The sequence below is a fragment of the Nocardia sp. NPDC003345 genome (assembly GCF_053589395.1).
Map to the genome: position 1 here is coordinate 13,984 of NZ_JBSFRU010000026.1, position 19,274 is coordinate 33,257.

General features: G+C 67.2%; 23 protein-coding genes. 11 read left to right on the top strand and 12 right to left on the bottom strand.

Features of this window, described 5'->3' with window-relative positions:
- Positions 1-34 precede the first annotated feature (34 nt).
- Both ACWDU1_RS05530 and ACWDU1_RS05535 read left to right on the top strand, forming a co-directional pair.
- Positions 35-826 (top strand): MerR family transcriptional regulator, encoded by a 792-nt coding sequence (locus ACWDU1_RS05530; protein ID WP_449996075.1) that lies wholly within the window; start codon positions 35-37, stop codon positions 824-826.
- Positions 823-1,443, top strand: a complete 621-nt coding sequence (locus ACWDU1_RS05535) for a hypothetical protein (protein WP_449996076.1) — start codon at positions 823-825, stop codon at positions 1,441-1,443. The genes ACWDU1_RS05530 and ACWDU1_RS05535 overlap by 4 nt, the downstream gene beginning before the upstream one ends.
- A 14-nt stretch (positions 1,444-1,457) precedes the next feature.
- Here the strand turns inward: ACWDU1_RS05535 and ACWDU1_RS05540 are convergent, their stop codons facing one another.
- The gene (locus tag ACWDU1_RS05540) at positions 1,458-2,441 is read right to left on the bottom strand and encodes a hypothetical protein (RefSeq protein ID WP_449996077.1); all 984 of its coding nucleotides are present in this window, start codon (positions 2,439-2,441) and stop codon (positions 1,458-1,460) included.
- A gap of 450 nt (positions 2,442-2,891) precedes the next feature.
- On the opposite strand from ACWDU1_RS05540, the gene mgtE reads away from it, so the two are divergent.
- The 3 genes from mgtE to ACWDU1_RS05555 all read left to right on the top strand — a co-directional run bounded on the left by mgtE (position 2,892) and on the right by ACWDU1_RS05555 (position 6,918).
- Positions 2,892-4,256, top strand: a complete 1,365-nt coding sequence (gene mgtE / locus ACWDU1_RS05545; RefSeq protein WP_449996078.1) for a magnesium transporter — start codon at positions 2,892-2,894, stop codon at positions 4,254-4,256.
- A gap of 50 nt (positions 4,257-4,306) precedes the next feature.
- A complete protein-coding gene (locus ACWDU1_RS05550) occupies positions 4,307-5,425 on the top strand; it encodes a Fic family protein (RefSeq protein ID WP_449996079.1) in 1,119 nt (372 codons plus the stop codon).
- Between the two features lie 287 nt (positions 5,426-5,712).
- Positions 5,713-6,918, top strand: a complete 1,206-nt coding sequence (locus ACWDU1_RS05555) for an esterase/lipase family protein (RefSeq protein ID WP_449996080.1) — start codon at positions 5,713-5,715, stop codon at positions 6,916-6,918.
- 98 nt (positions 6,919-7,016) lie between these two features.
- On the opposite strand, the gene ACWDU1_RS05560 is transcribed toward ACWDU1_RS05555, so the two are convergent.
- The 3 genes from ACWDU1_RS05560 to ACWDU1_RS05570 all read right to left on the bottom strand — a co-directional run bounded on the left by ACWDU1_RS05560 (position 7,017) and on the right by ACWDU1_RS05570 (position 9,254).
- Positions 7,017-7,838 carry a mycofactocin-coupled SDR family oxidoreductase gene (locus ACWDU1_RS05560; RefSeq protein WP_449996081.1) on the bottom strand — a complete coding sequence of 274 codons (822 nt, stop codon included), beginning with the start codon at positions 7,836-7,838 and terminating at the stop codon, positions 7,017-7,019.
- 532 nt (positions 7,839-8,370) lie between these two features.
- Positions 8,371-8,955 (bottom strand): hypothetical protein, encoded by a 585-nt coding sequence (locus tag ACWDU1_RS05565; protein WP_449996082.1) that lies wholly within the window; start codon positions 8,953-8,955, stop codon positions 8,371-8,373.
- Entirely contained in the window at positions 8,952-9,254 is a 303-nt protein-coding gene (locus ACWDU1_RS05570; RefSeq protein WP_449996083.1) for a hypothetical protein, read from the bottom strand. The genes ACWDU1_RS05565 and ACWDU1_RS05570 overlap by 4 nt, the downstream gene beginning before the upstream one ends.
- Positions 9,255-9,410: 156 nt before the next feature.
- On the opposite strand from ACWDU1_RS05570, the gene ACWDU1_RS05575 reads away from it, so the two are divergent.
- The 4 genes from ACWDU1_RS05575 to ACWDU1_RS05590 all read left to right on the top strand — a co-directional run bounded on the left by ACWDU1_RS05575 (position 9,411) and on the right by ACWDU1_RS05590 (position 11,782).
- Complete coding sequence (locus ACWDU1_RS05575; RefSeq protein ID WP_449996084.1) at positions 9,411-10,286, top strand: helix-turn-helix domain-containing protein; 876 nt, start codon at positions 9,411-9,413, stop codon at positions 10,284-10,286.
- Entirely contained in the window at positions 10,283-10,474 is a 192-nt protein-coding gene (locus ACWDU1_RS05580; RefSeq protein WP_449996085.1) for a DUF397 domain-containing protein, read from the top strand. Before ACWDU1_RS05575 ends, ACWDU1_RS05580 begins: the two co-directional genes overlap by 4 nt.
- Positions 10,475-10,640: 166 nt before the next feature.
- Complete coding sequence (locus tag ACWDU1_RS05585) at positions 10,641-11,144, top strand: nuclear transport factor 2 family protein (protein WP_449996086.1); 504 nt, start codon at positions 10,641-10,643, stop codon at positions 11,142-11,144.
- A 326-nt stretch (positions 11,145-11,470) separates the two neighbouring features.
- Positions 11,471-11,782 carry a DUF3303 domain-containing protein gene (locus ACWDU1_RS05590; protein WP_449996087.1) on the top strand — a complete coding sequence of 104 codons (312 nt, stop codon included), beginning with the start codon at positions 11,471-11,473 and terminating at the stop codon, positions 11,780-11,782.
- A gap of 70 nt (positions 11,783-11,852) precedes the next feature.
- Here ACWDU1_RS05590 and ACWDU1_RS05595 read toward each other — a convergent pair whose 3' ends face one another.
- The gene (locus tag ACWDU1_RS05595) at positions 11,853-12,455 is read right to left on the bottom strand and encodes a TIGR03086 family metal-binding protein (protein WP_449996088.1); all 603 of its coding nucleotides are present in this window, start codon (positions 12,453-12,455) and stop codon (positions 11,853-11,855) included.
- Positions 12,456-12,517: 62 nt separating this feature from the next.
- Between ACWDU1_RS05595 and ACWDU1_RS05600 the strand changes: the two genes are divergently transcribed.
- A complete protein-coding gene (locus ACWDU1_RS05600; RefSeq protein WP_449996089.1) occupies positions 12,518-13,492 on the top strand; it encodes a helix-turn-helix transcriptional regulator in 975 nt (324 codons plus the stop codon).
- Positions 13,493-13,507: 15 nt separating this feature from the next.
- Here ACWDU1_RS05600 and ACWDU1_RS05605 read toward each other — a convergent pair whose 3' ends face one another.
- Together ACWDU1_RS05605 and ACWDU1_RS05610 are read right to left on the bottom strand one after the other, a co-directional pair.
- The gene (locus ACWDU1_RS05605) at positions 13,508-13,945 is read right to left on the bottom strand and encodes a DUF6640 family protein (protein WP_449996090.1); all 438 of its coding nucleotides are present in this window, start codon (positions 13,943-13,945) and stop codon (positions 13,508-13,510) included.
- A gap of 52 nt (positions 13,946-13,997) precedes the next feature.
- The gene (locus tag ACWDU1_RS05610) at positions 13,998-15,101 is read right to left on the bottom strand and encodes an FAD-dependent monooxygenase (RefSeq protein ID WP_449996091.1); all 1,104 of its coding nucleotides are present in this window, start codon (positions 15,099-15,101) and stop codon (positions 13,998-14,000) included.
- 221 nt (positions 15,102-15,322) lie between these two features.
- Here ACWDU1_RS05610 and ACWDU1_RS05615 point away from each other — a divergent pair, with 221 nt between their 5' ends.
- On the top strand, positions 15,323-16,036 hold the full coding sequence (locus ACWDU1_RS05615) for a TetR/AcrR family transcriptional regulator (protein ID WP_449996092.1): 714 nt from the start codon (positions 15,323-15,325) through the stop codon (positions 16,034-16,036).
- A 4-nt stretch (positions 16,037-16,040) separates the two neighbouring features.
- On the opposite strand, the gene ACWDU1_RS05620 is transcribed toward ACWDU1_RS05615, so the two are convergent.
- From ACWDU1_RS05620 to ACWDU1_RS05640, 5 genes are all read right to left on the bottom strand, one after another.
- Complete coding sequence (locus ACWDU1_RS05620; RefSeq protein ID WP_449996093.1) at positions 16,041-16,412, bottom strand: thiocyanate hydrolase; 372 nt, start codon at positions 16,410-16,412, stop codon at positions 16,041-16,043.
- Positions 16,413-16,437: 25 nt separating this feature from the next.
- The gene (scnC, locus tag ACWDU1_RS05625; protein WP_449996094.1) at positions 16,438-17,166 is read right to left on the bottom strand and encodes a thiocyanate hydrolase subunit gamma; all 729 of its coding nucleotides are present in this window, start codon (positions 17,164-17,166) and stop codon (positions 16,438-16,440) included.
- Positions 17,167-17,196: 30 nt separating this feature from the next.
- Positions 17,197-18,018 carry an SH3-like domain-containing protein gene (locus tag ACWDU1_RS05630; RefSeq protein WP_449996095.1) on the bottom strand — a complete coding sequence of 274 codons (822 nt, stop codon included), beginning with the start codon at positions 18,016-18,018 and terminating at the stop codon, positions 17,197-17,199.
- A 248-nt stretch (positions 18,019-18,266) separates the two neighbouring features.
- Positions 18,267-18,596 carry a hypothetical protein gene (locus ACWDU1_RS05635; protein ID WP_449996096.1) on the bottom strand — a complete coding sequence of 110 codons (330 nt, stop codon included), beginning with the start codon at positions 18,594-18,596 and terminating at the stop codon, positions 18,267-18,269.
- Positions 18,597-18,621: 25 nt separating this feature from the next.
- Complete coding sequence (locus tag ACWDU1_RS05640) at positions 18,622-18,894, bottom strand: hypothetical protein (protein WP_449996097.1); 273 nt, start codon at positions 18,892-18,894, stop codon at positions 18,622-18,624.
- Positions 18,895-19,274 lie beyond the last annotated feature (380 nt).

Here is a 19,274-nt window from a genome sequence, read left to right on the forward strand (position 1 = left end):
CCTTGACACAGCGTCATAGCCGACACTGGCGACCATGAAGATCAGCGAGGTCGCCGCGGCCGCTGGAACCACGCCCCGCGCCGTTCGCCACTATCACCGCCTCGGCCTGCTACCGGAGCCGAACCGCCTCGAGAACGGGTACCGAAGCTACGGGATCGCCGAACTCGCCCGGCTGATGCGCATCCGCTGGCTCGCCGACAACGGGCTTCCGCTGGGTTCGGTGGCCACGGTCCTGGCCGAGGAAAACGACCGGCCCGGCGCCGACGGTCTCCGCGCCGACCTCACCGCCCTGCACGACGACCTCGCGCAGACCATCACCCGGCTGACCCGCAGGAAGGAACGCTTGGGGCGGATGCTCGCGGCCACCGAACAGGGACGGGTGCCCTCGGCTCTGCCCGCCGAGGTGTGCGACGCGTTCGACCGGGCCCGGGCGGAGGCCGATCGGGCCGAAAGCGAGGCGCTGGACCGGGAACGCGATCTACTCGAGGTGATGGCGATCTCCGGCACCGCTCCCGACGCGCTGTTCACCTGGTTCTCCGGCGCCCTCATCGACCGGGAGGCCAGGACCGGCTACCGCCGTATCCTGCGCGGCTGGGAACACGTGGCGGGCCGCCCCGTCGAGGCGTGCCGGGCCGAGATCGACCGGCTGGCGGGGGACCTCGCGAACTTGCTGCGACGGTCAGGAATCGAGACCGTACTCGCCGCGGTCTCGGCGGTCCCGGAGGACAGTGGAGTCCTCTCCGAGGAGTCGCTACTGCCGGATCCGACGCAGCGGGCGGTCGTGCGGCGGGCCTTCGAACTCCTCACCGCGGAGCCGGCGCCGTGACGACCGCGCTGCCGCGAGGCGTGCGGCGGCACGCCCGGGCCTACCGCGCGTTGTGGTTGTGGGCGCGTGGCGGAACCGATATCGACGGCACCGGGTACCGGCCGTTGCCGGCGGCTCGCGGCACACTCGCGCTGCCGATGGCCTTCGGCGCCGCGACGCTCGTCGAAGTGGGTGTGCTGCACCTGCTGATCCCGTGGGCCTGGCTGAGCATCACCCTGGCGGTTGTGTCCGGGTGGTCGCTGCTGCTACTGCTCGCGATGTTCGCGGCCGATATCTCGTACCCGCACTACGTCACCGAGCACACCCTGGTGCTGCGCCGGGCCGGTCGCCGGGTCGCGACGGTGCCGCTGGACAGGATCACCGCGGTCGCCGAGCGGCGCCGCTACAACCACACGGCCACCGTGCTCGACGGAGACCGCCTGTTCCTGGCCGGCCCCGACGGCACCACGGTCGATGTGACGCTCAGTGAGCCGGTCGAGGTCCGGGTGAACTCGCTGCTGCCCGGCGGACGGATCTCGGCGGCGGTGGCGCGGTTCAGCCTCTGCCTGGCGGTTCCGCTCGCGACGGCTGTTGTGGCGCCGCCGGACCGGTCCGGCAGGGCACCGCGCACCGGGTAGGCGACCGCCCGCCGCTACGCGGGAAAACCGGAAAGCGACTGCCGTACCACCTCGTCGACGGCCGCGCCGTCTTTTCCGGTGACCGTGACGGTCGGCAGCCGCGGCCCCATGAAATCCACGTCTTCGCTGGTCTGGATGGGCGGGCCGATCCGGCCCAGGACCATCGCGAAATCCTCGCCGGGTTCGCTGAGCCGGTATACGGGGTGGGTGCCGACGGTGAATGCCGGTGCGCCGGTGGTCATCTGCTCCTGGTCGTAGGCGTAGGACACCGAGATCTGATCCCCGCGGTAGTCGAAATCGCACGCCCACATGGATTCGCCGTCGGCCGGGACGGTCACGCCCAGGGCCGTGGCCGCGGCACAGGGTTCGGCGTCGTCGACGACTGTGCGCGCGGTATCCGGTGAGGTGCCGCGGGCCGGTGGATTCCGCATTTCGGTGAGCGCGGCCGCGATCACCTGCTCACCGAGCGGACAGGGTTCGGCGCCCAGTGGGCTCGAGACGAACAGCATGAACGACAACTGCGAGCCGAAACCCGCGGTCACGGTGCAACTCCGCTCGACCAGCTGGTCTTCCCGCTGCCCGTCGAGGAGGTGATCCAGATCGCGTACGGACGACACGGCCACACCGTCGACCGTCCGGACCGGGACATCCTCGGTATGGGAGGCGACACCGGGTTTGCGGACGAGCACGCCGAGGTCGAACTCGGTACGTTCACCGGTCTCGTCGGAATTCAGGGTGGCCGTGCACGAACTGGGTGCGGTGTTGTGGATCCGCAGCACCGTGCCGAGGCCGGCGAGCGTATCCCGGGGAAGCAGGGCGCACGGGTCGATATCGCGGGCCCGCCGCAGCAAGTCCAGCCGGCCGGCCTCGGAGGCGGGCGCGGTCAGCCAGAACTCGTCGAGGGTGGACGCGGGCTCCGGCGACATACCGCCGTTGCCGCCGCCGCAGCCGGCGAGAGCGCCCATCAGCAGGCAGAGAACTACGAGACGTCGGAACACGATCCCCCTTGTAACCCGGCAGCCGGACACCACCGGCCGCGACCCGGTCAGGCTAACGGGCGAGGGGACCGGCCGCCGAGTGGCACCGCCGCAACCCGGCCTTCCCGGTCCCGTCACACCGAGCACGGACACGCCCGGGAATCTGAAACGCCGTGTGACGAACGTTTCGATGCGGACTTTCCGCGAACGGGATGTAAGCTGGCCGAGGATGCGTTCGCATTCATAGACTGTTCAATGCGGATTTCGGGCGTGCTTCCGCGCGCACGGACGGCGATCTGAGAGGGAGGTGGTGTTGCAATGCGCAGCGAACCTCCCAGTCGAAAACCGCGCGGCGCCGTCCGCCCGCATACCCGCTAGCGGTTTTCTGCCTGCGGCGCGGTCCGGCTCGGTGCCTCGCGGTGTGACTTCCTTCGAATCACTCGCTACTCACTGCTGTGCCGAGGACTTCTCATGTCGCAGATCGAACTCATCGAAGCGCCGACGACGCTGTCGGAATCCCTCCAGGACGTGGTCGAACGCCATCGCGTCGACGCCGCGCTGCGCTGGCTGGACACCCATCCGCCGCATGTCATCGCCGACGAACTCGCCCGTATGGACGCGGTCGAGGCCGGGGTGGCGTTCCGCCTGCTGGACAAGGATCTGGCGCTGGCGGTGTTCGAGGAGCTCGAACCCGTCGATCAGCAGCAGATCCTGCAGGGCCTGCGGGACCAGAGTTTCCGTGAACTCGTCGAGCGCATGGCTCCCGACGATCGCGCCCGGATGCTGCGTGAAGCTCCCGCCAAGGTGGCCAAGAAGGCGCTGGCCGGGCTGAGTCCGCGCGAGCGGCGGATGACCGCCGCCCTGCTCGGCTACCCCGAGGGATCGGTCGGCCGGTACATGACCCCGGCAGTGGTCGCGATCCCGGGCACGCTGACCGTCGCCGAGGCCCTGCGCACCGTCCGGATCAAGGGCGGCAACGCCGAAACCGTCTACACGCTGCCCGTGGTGGATGTGGGCCGCCGGTTGCGCGGCATCGTCGACCTGCGGGAACTGGTGCTCAGCGGTCCGGACACGATGGTCGCGGATCTGGTGGTCACCGAACCCGCTTTCGTGCGGGCCACCGATTCGGCGGAGAAGGCCGCGCGGCTCATGCGCGAGACCAACGACATCAACATGCCGGTGGTCGACAGCGAGGACCGGCTGGTGGGGTTGCTCACCATCGACGACGCCGTCGAGGTGATCGAGGCCGCCGACAGCGAGGACGTCGCCAAACAGGCCGGTTCGGCGCCCTGGGAGGGCCACTACATGGCCGCCGGGGTGTTCCAGCTGGCCCGCTACCGCGCGCTGTGGCTGATGCTGCTGCTGGTGGCCGCCACCCTGACGGTGAGTGTGACCGGCTTCTTCGAGGCGACCCTCGAACAGGCGGCGCAGCTCGCGCTGTTCATCCCGCTGCTGATCGGCGCGGGCGGCAATGCCGGAGCGCAGGCCGCGACGGCCTGTGTGCGCGCGGTGGCGGTGGGCGAAGTCCGCGGCGGCGACCTGTTCAAGGTGATCTGGCGCGAATGCCGGGTGGGTCTGGTGCTGGGCACCATGCTGGCCGTCGTCGGCGTCGTGATCGGCGGGTTGTTCGTGGGGCCGCGGGTCGCGGTGGTCGTCGGGATCACGCTGGTGCTGATCTGCGCGTGGGCCGCGACCATCGGCGGCACCATGCCGCTGCTGGCCAAGCGCCTGCGCATCGATCCAGCGGTGGTATCGGCGCCGATGGTCACCACCCTGGTCGACGCCACCGGCCTGATCATCTACTTCACCACCGCGAAACTGGTCCTCGGAATCTGAGCCGCCCTATTCGCCGCAGATTTTGCGGTGAATAGGGGTAGTATCGCCGCATGGCGGCCGATTACCGCAAATACATCTGGCAGCAGGCCGACTGGCCGGCGTTCGAGTACGACGCGGCTCGGTTGGCCACGCGGCTCGCCGAGGTGGCCCAACGGCAGGGATACCTCCTCGGTCGTCTCGCGGAAGCGGCCGGCACCGTGCAGGACGAGACAAGTTTGACGGTGTTGACCCAAGATGTGATCAAGACCAGCCAGATCGAGGGTGAACTACTCGACGCGGACTCGGTCCGTTCTTCCCTCGCGCGTCATCTGGGCGTGGAAATCGGCGCGCTCGCGCCGGCTGATCGGCACGTGGACGGTGTCGTCGAGATGGTCCTCGATGCCACGATTCACCACGATCTGCCAATCACCGCCGACCGGCTCTTCGGCTGGCATGCCGCCCTGTTTCCGACTGGCTACTCCGGTCGCACTCGCATCGATATCGGTACCTGGCGCGCCGACGGGTCCGGACCCATGCAGGTCGTTTCCGGTGGTTATGGCCGGGAGCGCGTCCATTTCGAGGCGCCTCCGGCGGCGCGGCTGAATACCGAGATGACCGAGTTTCTGGAATGGGTGAACCGCCCAGCCGCCGAACCCGCGATCATCAAAGCGGGCCTGGCGCATTTGTGGTTCGTCACCGTGCATCCCTTCGACGACGGCAACGGGCGTATCGCGCGTGCCCTCGGTGATCTGTGGCTGGCCCGCGCCGATCACAGTTCCCGGCGGTTCTACAGTCTTTCGGCGCAGATCCAGCGTGACCGGGCGGCCTACTACCGGATGCTGGAGCTGACGCAGAAAGGGACACTCGATGTGACCGAGTGGCTCATCTGGTTCCTCGAGGCACTTCGTCGGGCGATCGTGTACGCCGACGAGACGGTTGACAAGGTTCTGCTGAAGGCCCGGTTCTGGCGGGACCATACGCCGGTCCGGATGAACGAGCGCCAGATAGCCATGGTGAATCGGCTGTTCGATGGATTCACCGGCAAGCTCACCACCGGGAAGTGGGCCACCATCACCAAATGCTCGCAGGACACCGCATTACGCGATATCAACGAGCTCGTCGGCCTCGGGGTTCTCGAACGATCGGGCTCGGGCGGCCGCAGCACCTCCTATGAGCTCGCGGTGAGGTAACCGGCCCGGTCACGAGGTGCCTCCGGCGCCTCGATACGCAACTTTCTGTGCGCGGATGGAATTCGGAACATCCGCGCTCGTGAACTGTCACGAATGATGTTGGAAAAGTTCCCGGAAACCCATTTATGGAGATTCTCGAAGAACCACCCGACCTTTCGTGATATTCCCGGAAACCGCCCTTCCGCAGCGCTTTTCGATGCCATTCGGACCTAGCGTCTTCGGAGATTCCGGCGCCGCGTTCGCCGCCGCCCGGAATGGTCCGTAATTCTTGTGCAGAGAGGCATCTGATGAGGCGTACGACGATCCGCCGATCGCTGCGCGGCGCCGCCGTGTCGGCCGCGGCGGTCCTGGCGATCGGGCTATCGGGGGCGGGCGTCGGCGCCCAGCCCGCGCAGGTGCCCACCGAACAGCAGCTCGCCGACACCATCGCGGCCGGGCTGAAGGATCCGGCGGCCCGGCCGATTGTCGACAGCGGCAGTGCCTCCGGTTCCGCCTGTAATTCGGGCAGCGGCACCGGATCGGGTAACGGTTCCGGCGACTGTTACGGCGGCTCCGGATCCAGTTCCGGACTGCGTGGCGGGCATTCATCGGACACTGTCGGTTTCGGCCCGCCGTCGACGGCATTCCTGGCGGCCTTCGGCCACGGCCTCTTGAATCCCGACGTCGCGCCCCCGGGCAGCAACGACTGGAACTGCAAACCGACCGCCGAACATCCCGAACCGCTGGTGCTGATCCACGGGACGTGGGAGAACGCCTACAACAACTTCGCGTTCGTCTCCCAGCCGCTCCACGATGCCGGCCACTGCGTTTTCACATTCAACTACGGTAAAGCCGGACTGATCCAGGGTGGCGGCGTCGGTTCGGCCATCCCGGGCGCCAACGGCGTCGGCTATATCGAGGATTCGGCGAAACAGATCGCGGTATTCGTGGACCGGGTGCTCGCCGCGACCGGCGCCGAAAAGGTCAACATCGTCGGCCATTCGCAGGGCGGGGTGTCCTCGCGGCAGTACATCCAGTTCGAAGGTGGTGCGGACAAGGTCCACCATCTGATGACCTTCGGCGCCACCCATCACGGCACCACCCTGGTCGGGATCGGCGCGCTGGGCCGGGCGATCAACAATCTCGGTATCGACGTGCTGGGCCTGGTGGAGATCTTCGTGGGCCATTCCGGTATCCAGCAGACCGTCGGCTCGAATTTCATCAACACTCTCAACGCGGCCGGGGATACCGTGCCCGGCGTCGATTACACCGTGGTCGGCAGCCGCTACGACGAGATCACCACCCCCTACGATTCGACCTTCCTCACGGCCGGACCGGGCGCGACCGTTCGCAACATCACCCTGCAGGACGGATGCGAACAAGACCTGTCCGATCACCTCACACTGATGTACTCACCGCGCGTGCTGTCGATCATCCTGAACACCCTGGATCCGTCGCAGCCGCTGCAGTGCACGTTCAACCCGTGGCTGATCGGCGGGGGCGGCAAACTCTGATCCCACGCCGCCGGCCGGCAGCCACCGAATCCGCCGAGCGATCTCCCCGGTCGCCCGGCGGATTCGCGCGTGCATCGCGTGGACGGGGACGCCGAGCCTCAGGTGGTGCTCGCGCTCATACCACCGGAAATGGTGATGGCCTCGCCGTTGTACCGGCGGCCGGATTCGGAGACCAAGAGCAACACCATCTCCGATACCTCGGCGGGCTGTATCAACCCGCCGCCCGCCTCGAACATCGCCATCGCGTCCGCTTCGGTGGGGTGCTCGATATCGGGCATCAGTTCCCGGTAGGTGGCCGGATTCATGATCATGTCCGTCTGCACGCCCGACGGGAGTACCGCGTTCACGGTGATGCCGTGCTCGGCCACCTCCAGCGCCAGCGATTTCACCAGCCCGACCACACCCCATTTCGCGGCCACGTAATGCCCCGACCTCCGCGCTCCCATCCGCGCCACGATGGAGGAGGTGGCGACGATCCGGCCCCGGCCCCGCTCGACCATATGCGGCACCACCGCGTGAAAACTGTGGAAGACGCCGGTGAGATTGATATCGATCATGTCCTGCCAGGTCTGTTCCGGCATATCGGCGATCGACGAACTGGAGGCGATCCCGGCGTTGGCGAGCAGAATATCGATCCGGCCGAAATCGGCGACCGCCTGCGCGGCGACGGCGTCCATCTGCTCCCGGCTGCGCACATCGGCGGTGACGGCGAGGCATCGGCGACCGGTGGCGCGGACCAGTTCCACCGTCTCGGCAAGGTCCTGTTCCGAGCCCAGCGGGTAGGGGGCACTCGCGACCTGCGCGCCGATATCGCACACCACGATATCCGCGCCCTCGGCCGCCAGTGCCAGCGCATGCGCCCGCCCCTGCCCCCGCGCGCCGCCGGTGATGACGGCGACCTGTCCGTCCAGTTTGCCCATGATCCTCCCTCGCCCGCTCCCGAACCTCGGCCGCGCCCATCCTCGCACCCACGGCCGACATCCTGTGTGAGCGGCAAGTCGGCAAGGATCTTCAGGTCACGGGAATCGCACGGCGGCTACGACGCCTACTTCTCGTTCATGACGGATCGGGATCGGTCACGCTACCTGATCAAGGTCAAATGGCCGTACCATACTGCCGACGACATTCTCCGGGACTGGTGGGCTCGAGCGCCCCTGGGCAAATGACGCTGTACCTACCAGAGGTGGCGCGCGGTGCTGCGGATAGAGGTTCGACGCAAGCACCGATCCGAACACGGTCGAGGTGACGGTAGGGAAACTGTTTGTAACCGCGCAGCTTGGTCGCGTGGGTTCGTTGCCGTCGGTAACGTCGGGGCGAGCCGACAGCAGGGGCGGAGACGCCGATCCTCCTCGTATATGGACAAATGGTGCACCGAGTTCACCCGCCATTGCTGCAGTTGGCTGGACCTCGCCTGGAAGGGCGGCGTGCCGAAACCTGTTGAGAGGCGGATTATCAGGGCTGCCGTTCGACCGAGTGCGCCGTCCGGAGTCGCATCAGATGCGGGTGGTTGGCGGTGTCGAGGGCGAGGGCGGCGGTCCACAGGGAGGCGTGGAGGGAATCGGGAAGTTGCCAATCCCGGGGCGCTACGGCGGGGATTCTCAGGAGTACGGGGGCGAGTCCGGGTAGGTGCCGGGGGAGCACGGCCCACCACTGGCGGCCGGTGGCGTCGATGGTCGCTGCCACGATGACATCCGAGGGGACGCCCAGTCGTGCGGCGGCGGTGCGAACGGGGCGGGGGATATGCCGGTTGGCGGCATGGGAATCGAGTTGGTCGGCGAATACGGGGAAGACGAAGCCGAAACCGAACATCCCCGCACCGAGAACCGCGCGGATCCGCGCCGCCGCTGTATGGATGGGATTCGGCTCCCGCGGGCCTCGGTCACCGTCGAGGTAGACCTCGGCGCATTCGGAGTGGATCGTCTCGCCGTCGAAGCGGAATCCCAGGAGAACTGGTAGCGATTCGGCGGGCAGGGTGGGGAGGAAATGCCGGGTGATCTCCGAGACGGAGTCGTCGTCGGGGTAGCGGATGGTCGTCATCCGGTGCACCCCGGCGCGACGGCGTGGGTCCAGAAGTCCCGGCGGATCGCATCCCACAGCGGGGTGTGCTCGGGAAACCGCTCCCGCATCTCCGCGAGGTCGGTGCGGGTACGGCCGGGCAGTTCGACCGACGCGCCGGTGGTATCGCGTGCGTCCAGGATCCGGATGGTCTCCGAGTCGAGCCGCCAGGTCGCCCGCCGCCCGTCGCATTCGGTGTGACGGATCGGTGCGCGGGTGTCGGCACCGGGTGACGCCGGGAAAGCGTCTTTGCGACAACGGCTTCCGTATCTCTCGGGCATGCGGCTATGTTGCTGCAGGTCACAGACTCGGTGTAGGGCGGCGAGAGGCCGTTGCGGGATCGATCGGAAGTCGCAGCACGTTTCCCAGTGCCTGCCTACGATTGCTCTCGTACTGAGAAACGCCGGGGCGATTCGTTGAGAAACAGGGGAGGCACGATGCCGAGTAAGGCGGATCTCAGCGGCACCACACTGCCGCGGCGGCAACTCGGGAGGGCGTTGCGCGACGCCCGCCACGCGCGGGGTTCGACGCTGGAACAGGTGGCGCGGGATACCGAGTTCAGCCGGGCGACGCTGAGCCGGATCGAGCTGGGGCAGTACGAGCGGATCAAGGTCCGCGAGGTCGAATATCTGTGCCGTTACTTCGATCTGCCGGAGGAACGCACGCAGTATCTGATGGCGATTGCGGCGGAATCGAACACCAAGGTCTGGTGGCAAGACTATCGCCACCTCCTGCACGGGCGCTTCGACTGCTACCTGGAGCTGGAGTCCTATGCGACCGAATTTCGCATCTACCACCCACTGGTTGTGCCAGGTCTGCTACAAACCGCCGACTACGCGAAGGCGATCTTCCGCTCGTTTGCGCCAGAGGATCCGGCATCCGAGATAGATAAGCGGGTCCAGATGCGCATGCAGCGGCGCACGCGGATTATGCAACGCCGCTGGAAGTCTCGACTCGAATTCATCCTGCACGAAGGGGTTCTGCACAGCCTCGTCGGCTCCGAACGGGGCATGGCAGCGCAGTGTCGGCAGCTCGCGGATCTCGGCACCCGGGAAAATGTGATCGTACGGATCATGCCGTTCGCTGCCGGCCTCCCGGCAGGCAAGGTGATTCCGCCCTTCAACCTGCTGGACTTCCCGGACACCGAACCTTCCGTCGTCTACGCCGAGGGAGCGATCGGCTCGATAACTTTCGAGGACGCCGAGGACGTGAAGCAATTTGGAATTCTCTACGACACAGTTCGCGCAGCAGCACTCGACGAAACAACTTCCCGGGATCGAATCAGGAAATTAGCAAGGAGATACGAGCAATGATGGAAGACCTATCCGGCAGGCCGTGGTTCAAATCGTCGTACAGCGGCGGTAACGACGACTGCGTCGAAGTCGCCTGGCTGGGCTCGGGGCGGGTCGGTGTCCGGGATTCCAAGGACCCGGCCGGTCCCGCGTTGAATTTCGCGCCGGAGGGATGGGACGTTTTCATCGCTCGTATCAGCGGGAGCTGAACGAGCTACCGGGTGAGGGTGCCCGGGAATCGGACCATGAGCGCATCCGCATCTCGTGGCACCTGCGCACTGCCCCCACCCACGCCGGGAGTGTCCGGCTCTACAGTGCACGATGGACCCACCCGCCGGCCCCTCCGGGCCGGGACGAACTTCGTCAGGAGATCTCATGACGCCCACTCCGCCGCCGCGATCCACCGACGCCGACCTGGTGCGGCGGCTTGCGCGGCTGGAGGCGGTGGAGGAGATCAAGGCACTGAAACACCGCTATCTGCGGGCCTGCGACGCGAAGGACCCGAAGGCGTTCCGTGATTGCTTCATCGAGGCGGGGGCGGCGGTCGACTACGGGGTGCTGGGGTCGTTCGACGCCGACGGTATGGCGGCGGTGTTCGAGAAGATCGCGTTGCAGAAGGTCGACGGCAAGAACGTGGTCCTCGATATGCATCACGGTGTGCATCCCGATATCACCGTTCACGACGACGGCCACGCCTCCGGTCGCTGGACGTTGAAGTTCCGTCAGGTGAACCTCGTGGAGAAGACCGAGACGGTGATGACCGGTGATTACGACGACGAGTACGTCGTGGAGGACGGGCGCTGGAAGATCGCGGCCTGCCGGTTCGCGCAGAACTGGTCGATCACGCGGCCGGTCGACGAGAATTGCCGTATCCGCTGACCATAGCTTATTGCTATAATAAGCCCGGCGTGACGGCCGTAGTGTCGCGTCACGTCGAGACAAGTCGGCCGGATACCGCACCGCTGCCAGCGCGCGAGAGCCCACGCACCCGAGCCCCCGCGAGTGAAGATCCGAATCACCGCTGACATTCGTCGCGTACCGGTGTGATGTCCGCGCCCGCACAGAACAATCCGTCGGAGAGCGGATTCCGCGACGCCGCGTGAGGACGTATCCATCAGGAGAATCCCTGCCGCACAAGGAATTCCGTGAGATCGCCGGTCGTGCCGCGTGCGATCCGCTGCTCCGGAACATTCCTGGGAGGACAGATGAAATACGTGATTTCCTGGACCTATCGGTGGAACGGCTCGCCCACGGAGAACGAGGAGGGTATCCGGCGCGCACTGGATGTGTACGCGGGCTGGAAACCGGCCGCCGGGGTGACCTATCACCAGCTCGTCGGCCGGCTCGACGGCACCGGCGGGTTCGCGGTGGTCGAGACCGACGACCCGATGGACCTCACGGACGGTCCCAGCAAATTCGGTTTCTTCATCGAATACGAGGTCTTCCCCGTCGGTGAACTCGCCGAGGTCGCGCAGAAGATGGCGGAGGGGGTGAGCTTCCGGGAGTCCGTCGGCTGAACTCGGCATCCGGCCCGGATCGTCCTTCCCGAATGATGCGGAGGCGTCCGGGCCCGGGCCGAGCGCGAGATCAGGGGGTCGGGGAGGTGTCCTCGGCGCGCCACGAACGTCCCAGGAAGGCCGCGAGGCGATCGGTCGGCCCGGCTTCCGGTCTCGGCTCAACCCGCGGGCCGAACGGTGAGCGCGGTCCGCGGAACGCATCGGACAACGCCCGGTCGGCTACGGCCTGGGCCTTGGCGACCAGGGCCGGGTCGGCCTCGGCGGGCTGTCCGGTCGCCACGGCCAGGTCCCAGCCGTGCGCGACGGTCTCCATCAGATAGCCGCCGAGAGCGAGACCGCCCGGGGCCGCACCCCAGGGGGCGGTGACCGGGCGGGTGAGCAGTGCGTCGTCGGCCCACTGGTCGAGCGCGGAGACGGCGCGTTTCAGATAGTCCTCACCGGGCCGGCTCGCGTCGATCGCGGCGTGGGAGGGCAGCTGCCGGGGGTCGTCGCCGTGCGCGGTCGCCGCGATCTTCGCGGGATGGCAGGAGAGGTGTTCGAGCAGGGCCCGTACGTCGAATTCCGCGCAGGGTGTGGGGTCGGCCCACTGGTCCGGGCGGACGGCGGTCATGAGGGCGGCCACCCATTCGTGGGCGGCAGCGAGATCGTTTCGGAAATCCGGGATCTGTGTCATGGCTTCAGTCTCGGACCCGGTAGGTGACATCTGGTGTCACCTTTTCGTGAGAATCTGGATCGGTGCGTGCGGATCGGCTTCTCCAGATCGTCCAATTGCTGCGGCGGCACGGGCGGATGAGCGCCGCCGAACTGGCGCGTCGCCTCGAAGTGACCAAACGGACCGTGCTGCGCGATATGGACGCGCTCTCGGCGGCCGGGGTCCCGGTCTATGCCGAGCGCGGGCGGGGCGGTGGATTCGCACTGGTCCCGGGGTTCGAGCCGGATGCCGAACAGCTCACCGGCGCCGAAGCCCACGCTCTGTTCGTCGCGGGCGGGCGGGGCGCGGCCGAGGCGCTGGGCCTGGGTGATTCGTTCTGCCGCGCGCTGCACAAACTGTCCACCGCCCTGCCCGACGATCAGCACCGCCTGGTGACCCATGTGCAGGACCGCATCGTCCTCGACGCCGGCGGCTGGCATCGCGACCCGGACACCCCGGACGCGCTGGCCGAGGTACAGGCCGCGGTGCTGGACGACGAACGGCTCCGGATCCGGTACCAGTCCAGGCAGGCCGCCGCCCCCGGCGAACGGACCGTCGATCCGTGGGGGCTGTTGCAGGTGGGCACCACCTGGTATCTCGTCGCCGCGCACCGCGGCCGGCCGCGCAGCTACCGAGTCTCCCGGATCAGCGCGGTGCGCCGCCTCGGCGAACCCAGCCGGCGTCCGGCCGACCTGGACCTACGGGAGGTGTGGCAGCGGATGCGCGACGATTTCCGCCGCGAACCCGCCACCGAGATCGTGCTGCGCGTGCACCGGGTGCGGCGGGTCATGGTGCTCCGATCGCTCTCGGTGACCGCCCTCGGCGACCCGCGCCCGGTCGCGGGTTCCGCCGAGATGTTCACCCTGCGGGTCCGCAGCCTGGATGCGGCGGCCGCCATGCTGGTGGGGTACGGGGAGGAGGTGGACGTGGTCGCCCCGGCGGTACTCCGCGACAAGATCGTCGCCGTCGCGGATATCGCCCGGGCGCACCACGCGAAACCGGATCCCGGAACCGGCTGATGTCGCGGCCTGTCGCTACCTCGCCCGATCCGCCCGCGGCCACAGTGCCGCGACCGCACCGAGCAGCGCAGTGAGCAGGATCAGCGCCAGGAAGACCTGGCCGTGCATGCCGAGAACGAAAGTGGTCCGGCCGGCGAACTCGGGATCGTAGGTGGCGGTGCCGGGGAACAGCAGGGCCGCGACCATTCCGAGCCACGGTGTGGATACGACCGCGGCGGCGCACAGGGTGCGGGCGCGCGGGGCGCGGCCCGGCCGGAGCGTGAGCGCCAGGCCGATGAGGCCGAGGAGCACCGTCATCGCCATGTACTGGGCGTCGTGGAATTTCGCGTGTGGCGGCCAATTCGGGTTGAAGGCGTGCTGGGCGGCGAGGTCGGGGACGATCAGGTCGGCGAGTACGGCGCCGGCCGTCGTGATCACCGCTACGGCGGCGACCACGATTCGCGGGAAGAGCATCGGAAACGGGCCTTTCATCTTTCGGGTGTCCGCGGTTCAGAGAGTCCGCGGGTCAGGGGGTCCAGGAGTAGGCGGGTGTGATCGACCGGCCGAAGAACGCGCCGGGTAGTAGCGGTAGCGCGGTATCGCGGAGCGTGGTCGCCAGTGCCGAGTGCCAGTGGGCGGGGGCGCCGACCCGGCGGGAGAGCCGGGCGATCATCTGGGTGCGGGGCCTGCGGAGACGGTCGTACTCCCGCGATCCCGCCTCCACGCCGAGGGCGTCCACCCTCGCGGCGAGGGTGACCGCGTCCTCCAGGGCCTGGCAGGCGCCCTGTCCGAGATTGGGTGCCATGGCGTGCGCGGCGTCCCCGAGCAGCGCGACTCGTCCGCGCACGTAGGTGCGCAGTTTCGGCAGCTCGTAGGTGTCGTGCTGCAGGACCGCGTCCGGGTGGGCGGCGTCGAGCAGCGCCGGGACGGGTTCGTGCCAGCGTGCGAACCGTTCGCGGAGCTCATCGAGTCCGATCCGAGATCCGGCCGGGGCGTTGGCCATCACGTAGCAGTAGATACGGCCGTCGGGCATCGGGATGTAGCCGAACCGCTCACCCCTGCCCCATACTTCGACACTGCCCTCGACCGACGCCGGTGCGGTGAGCATGCGCCAGGTGCTGTAGCCCACGTAGCGCGGGCCGGCGGCGTCCGGCCGGATCGAGCGCCGGGTCACGCTGTGCACACCGTCGGCGCCGATCACGAGATCCGCGGTATCGGTGCCGCCGTTGTGGTGAACGGTGCCGTCGGGCAGCACTTCTCGCACGGTGATTCCCGGTCGCAGGACGTGCGCGGGAAGAGCGTCGCGCAGGATCTCCACCAATGCGGCCCGGTGGACGATCGCCCACGGGCCGAACTGCCGTTCGAGCTCCGCGGTGTCGTTGCGGATCAGCCAGGTTCCGTCGCTGCCGCGGATGCCCCGCAGGGGTCCGGCCCGGCCGGCGGCGCGTACCGCGTCGCCGAGGCCCAGGGCGTCCAATGCGCGCAGCCCGTTGGGCTGGATCGACAGTCCCGCGCCGATTTCGGTGATCTCCGGCGCGCGCTCGAGCACCTCGACGCGCATTCCCCGTTGGTGGCACGCCACCGCCGCGGCCAGGCCGCCGATACCGCCGCCCACGATCAGCACCTTCACCGCCGTACCTCGCGATCACGAATCGGGCCGCCGTCAGCGTGCATCCGGGCAGATCTGGATTGCCGCCACCACACCGCCGTCACGACCGATAACACCGCGAGAGGCACCCACCACCGACGTTCCACCGCAACTCCTAGAGCCTCTAAAAGATTTAGAATCACTAAAACAACATAGATACTCTAGGATGTCAATGAGCGAGGCGAACCAGCAGAAGGGCGGCCATGCCGACACAGACCGGTGGAAGGCGGGAGCGGCTGCGCAGGGAAACCCTGCGGGAAATCCACGAGGCGGTACGAACACTCCTGGTGGAGCAGGGGCCGGCCGCGGTGACCGTCAACGCGGTCGCCCGGCAGGTGGGGATGAGCGGACCGGCGCTCTATCACTACTACGCGGGTCACGAAGCCCTGGTGGGAGCGGTGACCGCGGACTTCTTCGACGAACTGGCCGTCGCCATGGAAACCGCGCGGGACGCCCGCGCCGACGCACCGGTCGGTGCGCGCATCCTGGCGGCCTGCCGTGCCATGCGCGCCTGGGCGATCACCCATCCGGCCGAATTCGGGTGGATCTTCGCCGCTCCGATCACCCCGCGGAACCGGCAACCGGAATCCGAACGGCACCGGGCCGGGCAGCGATTCGAACGGGTGCTCCTCGATCTGACCATCGAGCTGTGGCGCACCCGGCCCTTCGATGTGCCCGGCCCGTCCGAGTTGCCCGCGTCCCTGCGCGAGCAACTGGTCGCCTATTCGGCCACGATCGGCGACGAACTGCCGCCCGAGGCCGCGCATGTGTTCCTGTCGTGCTGGATTCGGCTCTACGGCCTGCTGTGCATGGAAGTGCTGCACCAGCTCGACTTCGCCTATTCCGACCTCGAGCCGGTGTATGAGGAATGCCTGCGCGACCTCGCTCGTATCCTCGGGCTGGAGTATTCCGGGTAAACGGTCAGGAGCCGGAGTGATCGGTGTCGTCGGCTTCGAGCCTGGCCCGGACCGCCTCGAGCCGGCCGGCCAGCTCGGACTCGTCGATGATCTGCCTGGCGATCAGCGAATGCGCCAGCGCGACGAGCTGATTCTCCGGGAAGGGCAGTGCGGTATACACCTCGCCGGTGAGGCGATCCTCTTCGTCGCGCCGGGTGAGAAGCGGCAGGGCGGCGCCTTCACGGTCCAGCGCGTCGCAGAATCCGTCCAGACTCGATTTCCATGGCGGACTGGGATTCTCGACACCGTACTTCTCGGCCATCCGTGGCCATACCTGCCCGCGGTCGATCAGCTGTTCCAGCAGCGGCACCCTGATCCCCGTGACGTCCTGGTCCATCGGTATCCGTTGTCCCTTCGGTCGGTCAGTAGTTTTCGGCCGGATGGATCGCGGCATGGACCGGGCGTTCGATATCCGCGGTCCGTCCGGGCTTCGGGAGGGCGACACCGATCAGGGTGTCGCGCGTCACGATCTGCGTGAGCTCTTCCTCGTTCCACCCGTCCGTCCCGTCCGGACGCACCGGAAGCACCATGAACCGATGCTTGGAATTGGAATCCTCGACCCGGATCTCAACGTCCTCGGTGAGGTAGAGCCCGAATTCGGCGAGAACCTGGCGCGGCCAGCGGACGAGCCGGCGGCGGTAATTGGGCGTCCGGTACCACTCCGGGGAATTCCCGAGCAGCGGCCGGGGATAGCAGGAGCACAGGCTGCAACAGATCACGTGATGCAGCGTCGGCGTGTCCTCCAGGATGTGCAGCGCGGTGAAATCGCTGGGCGTCCCGAACCCGGTCGGTTTCAGCCAATCGATCCCGATCTCGTTGCACGCGGCGATGGGATCGTCGAGAGCCAGTTGCCGGAATTCGGGATCCGACCAGATCTTGGCGACGAACCGGGAGCCCGGCGCCGGGCCGAGCTGCTCGAAATACTCGGTGTAACTGCGGTGATCCTCGGCGGTGAACAAACCCTTCTCGATCGCGAGTTCGCGTAGCGCGATCTCGAGTACCTCGAAATCGGTGACCTCTTCGACCATCGGCGCCGCGTGCCGGGGCGACTCGTCGTCGTGATCGTGATCCTCGTGCGACTGTCCGCTCATCGTGTTCCTCTCATGGAGGTGTAACCCGGTTTATGAGCTCGCCTGGAGCCAGGGCTCCGAAATTTCCGCTTGTAAGGTGTCCTCGTCGCACCCCCGATAGGGGTCCCACAGATCTTTCATATCGAAGCGCACGATGTAGAACCATTCGGGCCGCCGGTCCTCGCGGTCGAACGCCTCGTCCTCCGGGATCGGGCTCTCGTAGGTGACCTTCACGACGGTGCCCGGCTTACCGCGCAGATATTCCTGGGTGCGGGTGTAGAAGATCGTCGGATAATCGCGCACCAGCACCCGGTCGCCGACCGCGAACCGCGGCGTATCCGCCTGTCCGGCGAAACATTGGGGATCCCCGTGACCGACCGCGTCCCGGTGATGAATATTGCGCGCGACCTCGGCGCCGTCCCCGGTGCCGCGGGGTTCGGGGGTCAGCGGACCCGGCGAGCCCGCGCACCGCTCCCGGACCTCGTGGCTGCGTTCGATGAGTTCACGCAGCGTGATGTGGCGTTTGTCGATGAGGCAGCGGGCTATCGCCAGCACCCAGCGGCCGTAGTAGGGAAAACCGAGATACTGCGTACGCCCGAGATCGACATTGCCCAGCCTGCGCCGTTCCTCGGAGGTCCAGATACCGCGCCAGCCGAGCACCTCACAGGTGATGAAAGTATTGAGCTCCCAGATCTCTTCCTGCTTCTCCTCGAAAACGGCCGGGGCATCCGGCTCCCCGCCCACATCGTGCGGGGTCTTCATGAATGCCCGGAAGAGCTCGTGATCGATCTGGTCGGGGTAGGGCCAATCACTGAACCGATGAAACGCAACCCGTAGCTGACTGCCGAAATCGTCCATGACCGAATTTGCCATGTTCACCATCTCCCTGAAGTGGGCGGTTCGTCACCAACTCTAAAGGGGCCGGGCTCGAAAACGGGGTTTCGAATTCGACAAGTTCGCCTGTCTGGCCATAACCGCGCGTAGCCGGTCGACGCCCTCGACCTACCGTCACTGCCGCGGCGCGTATACCCGCAGCCCGGCACCCATACCGGAGCTACGGCCCGTAGATCGAAGTCCCGGTCTTCGTCCCCTGGTGCCGGCCACTCGAGTGAACGGATCGACTACTCGGTGATTTTGGGGTGCCCGCAACCGGCCCAGACGACCCAGACGATCCTCTGCGCCGGATCGGGGCAGTACCAGATGCGACCGCCCGCGGTTACTTCGTACTGCCACTGTTCCAACTCGCGACCACCCACGACGCGTTGACCGAGAGCGCCCTTCAGGCGATGCTGGCGCTCCGCGTTCTCCGGTGTGACGGGGCGCTCGGTGAGCACTATCCATGCTTCCCAGGTGTTCGAACGAGCGGTGCGGCACAATTCCTCCCACCCTTTGGCCGCGTCGTTCTTCGCGAAACGTGCCTCCCAGCCTCCCGGGCGTGCGGGCGGTGCCACACGATCCCCCCGTTTTGCGGCCACGTCACTCCTCGATCGGGGCGGGCACCGGGCCGAAGTCGGTGTCCACCGGGGTGGAGAGTTCTTCGGCGAGACCGGGCACCGCGTAGACGGCGGCCGTATTCCGCCATTCGTGCACGGTCTGGGCGAGCACCGACCAATGCCCGAGTTCGGCCGAGGTATGAAAGGCGCGAACGAAGTCCGCGACGAACTCGGTGCGGGACGCGTCCGGCAACAATTCCACCCAGGGGAACTCGTCGATCAGGGCGGAGGCGGCGAGTTCGGCTGGTAGATGCACGAACAGATTGCGCAGAGCCCGTGCCGCAGCGACAGAGCCTTCCGATATTCCCTGCGCGCGATCTTCGCGAATCAAGATCAGAGAGGCGCCGTCCCGCCGTCGCACTCGGACAGCGCCCTCGTCCGCCAATCGTGCAGCCTGCTTCGGATCCCGCTGTAGCTCGCTCCACTGGATCTCCGTCACCATGACACCATTCTGAACTTTTTCAGAACTCATGCCAAGGACCGGCTGCCGATTGTGAGGCATTCGGAGCGAGCTATGTCGGACTCTGGGCAGTCCAGGGCCGCCGGCACTCTGGTCAGAAGTCCCAGTCGTCGTCTTCGGTGTTGACGGCCTTGCCGATCACGTAGCTGGATCCCGACCCGGAGAAGAAGTCGTGG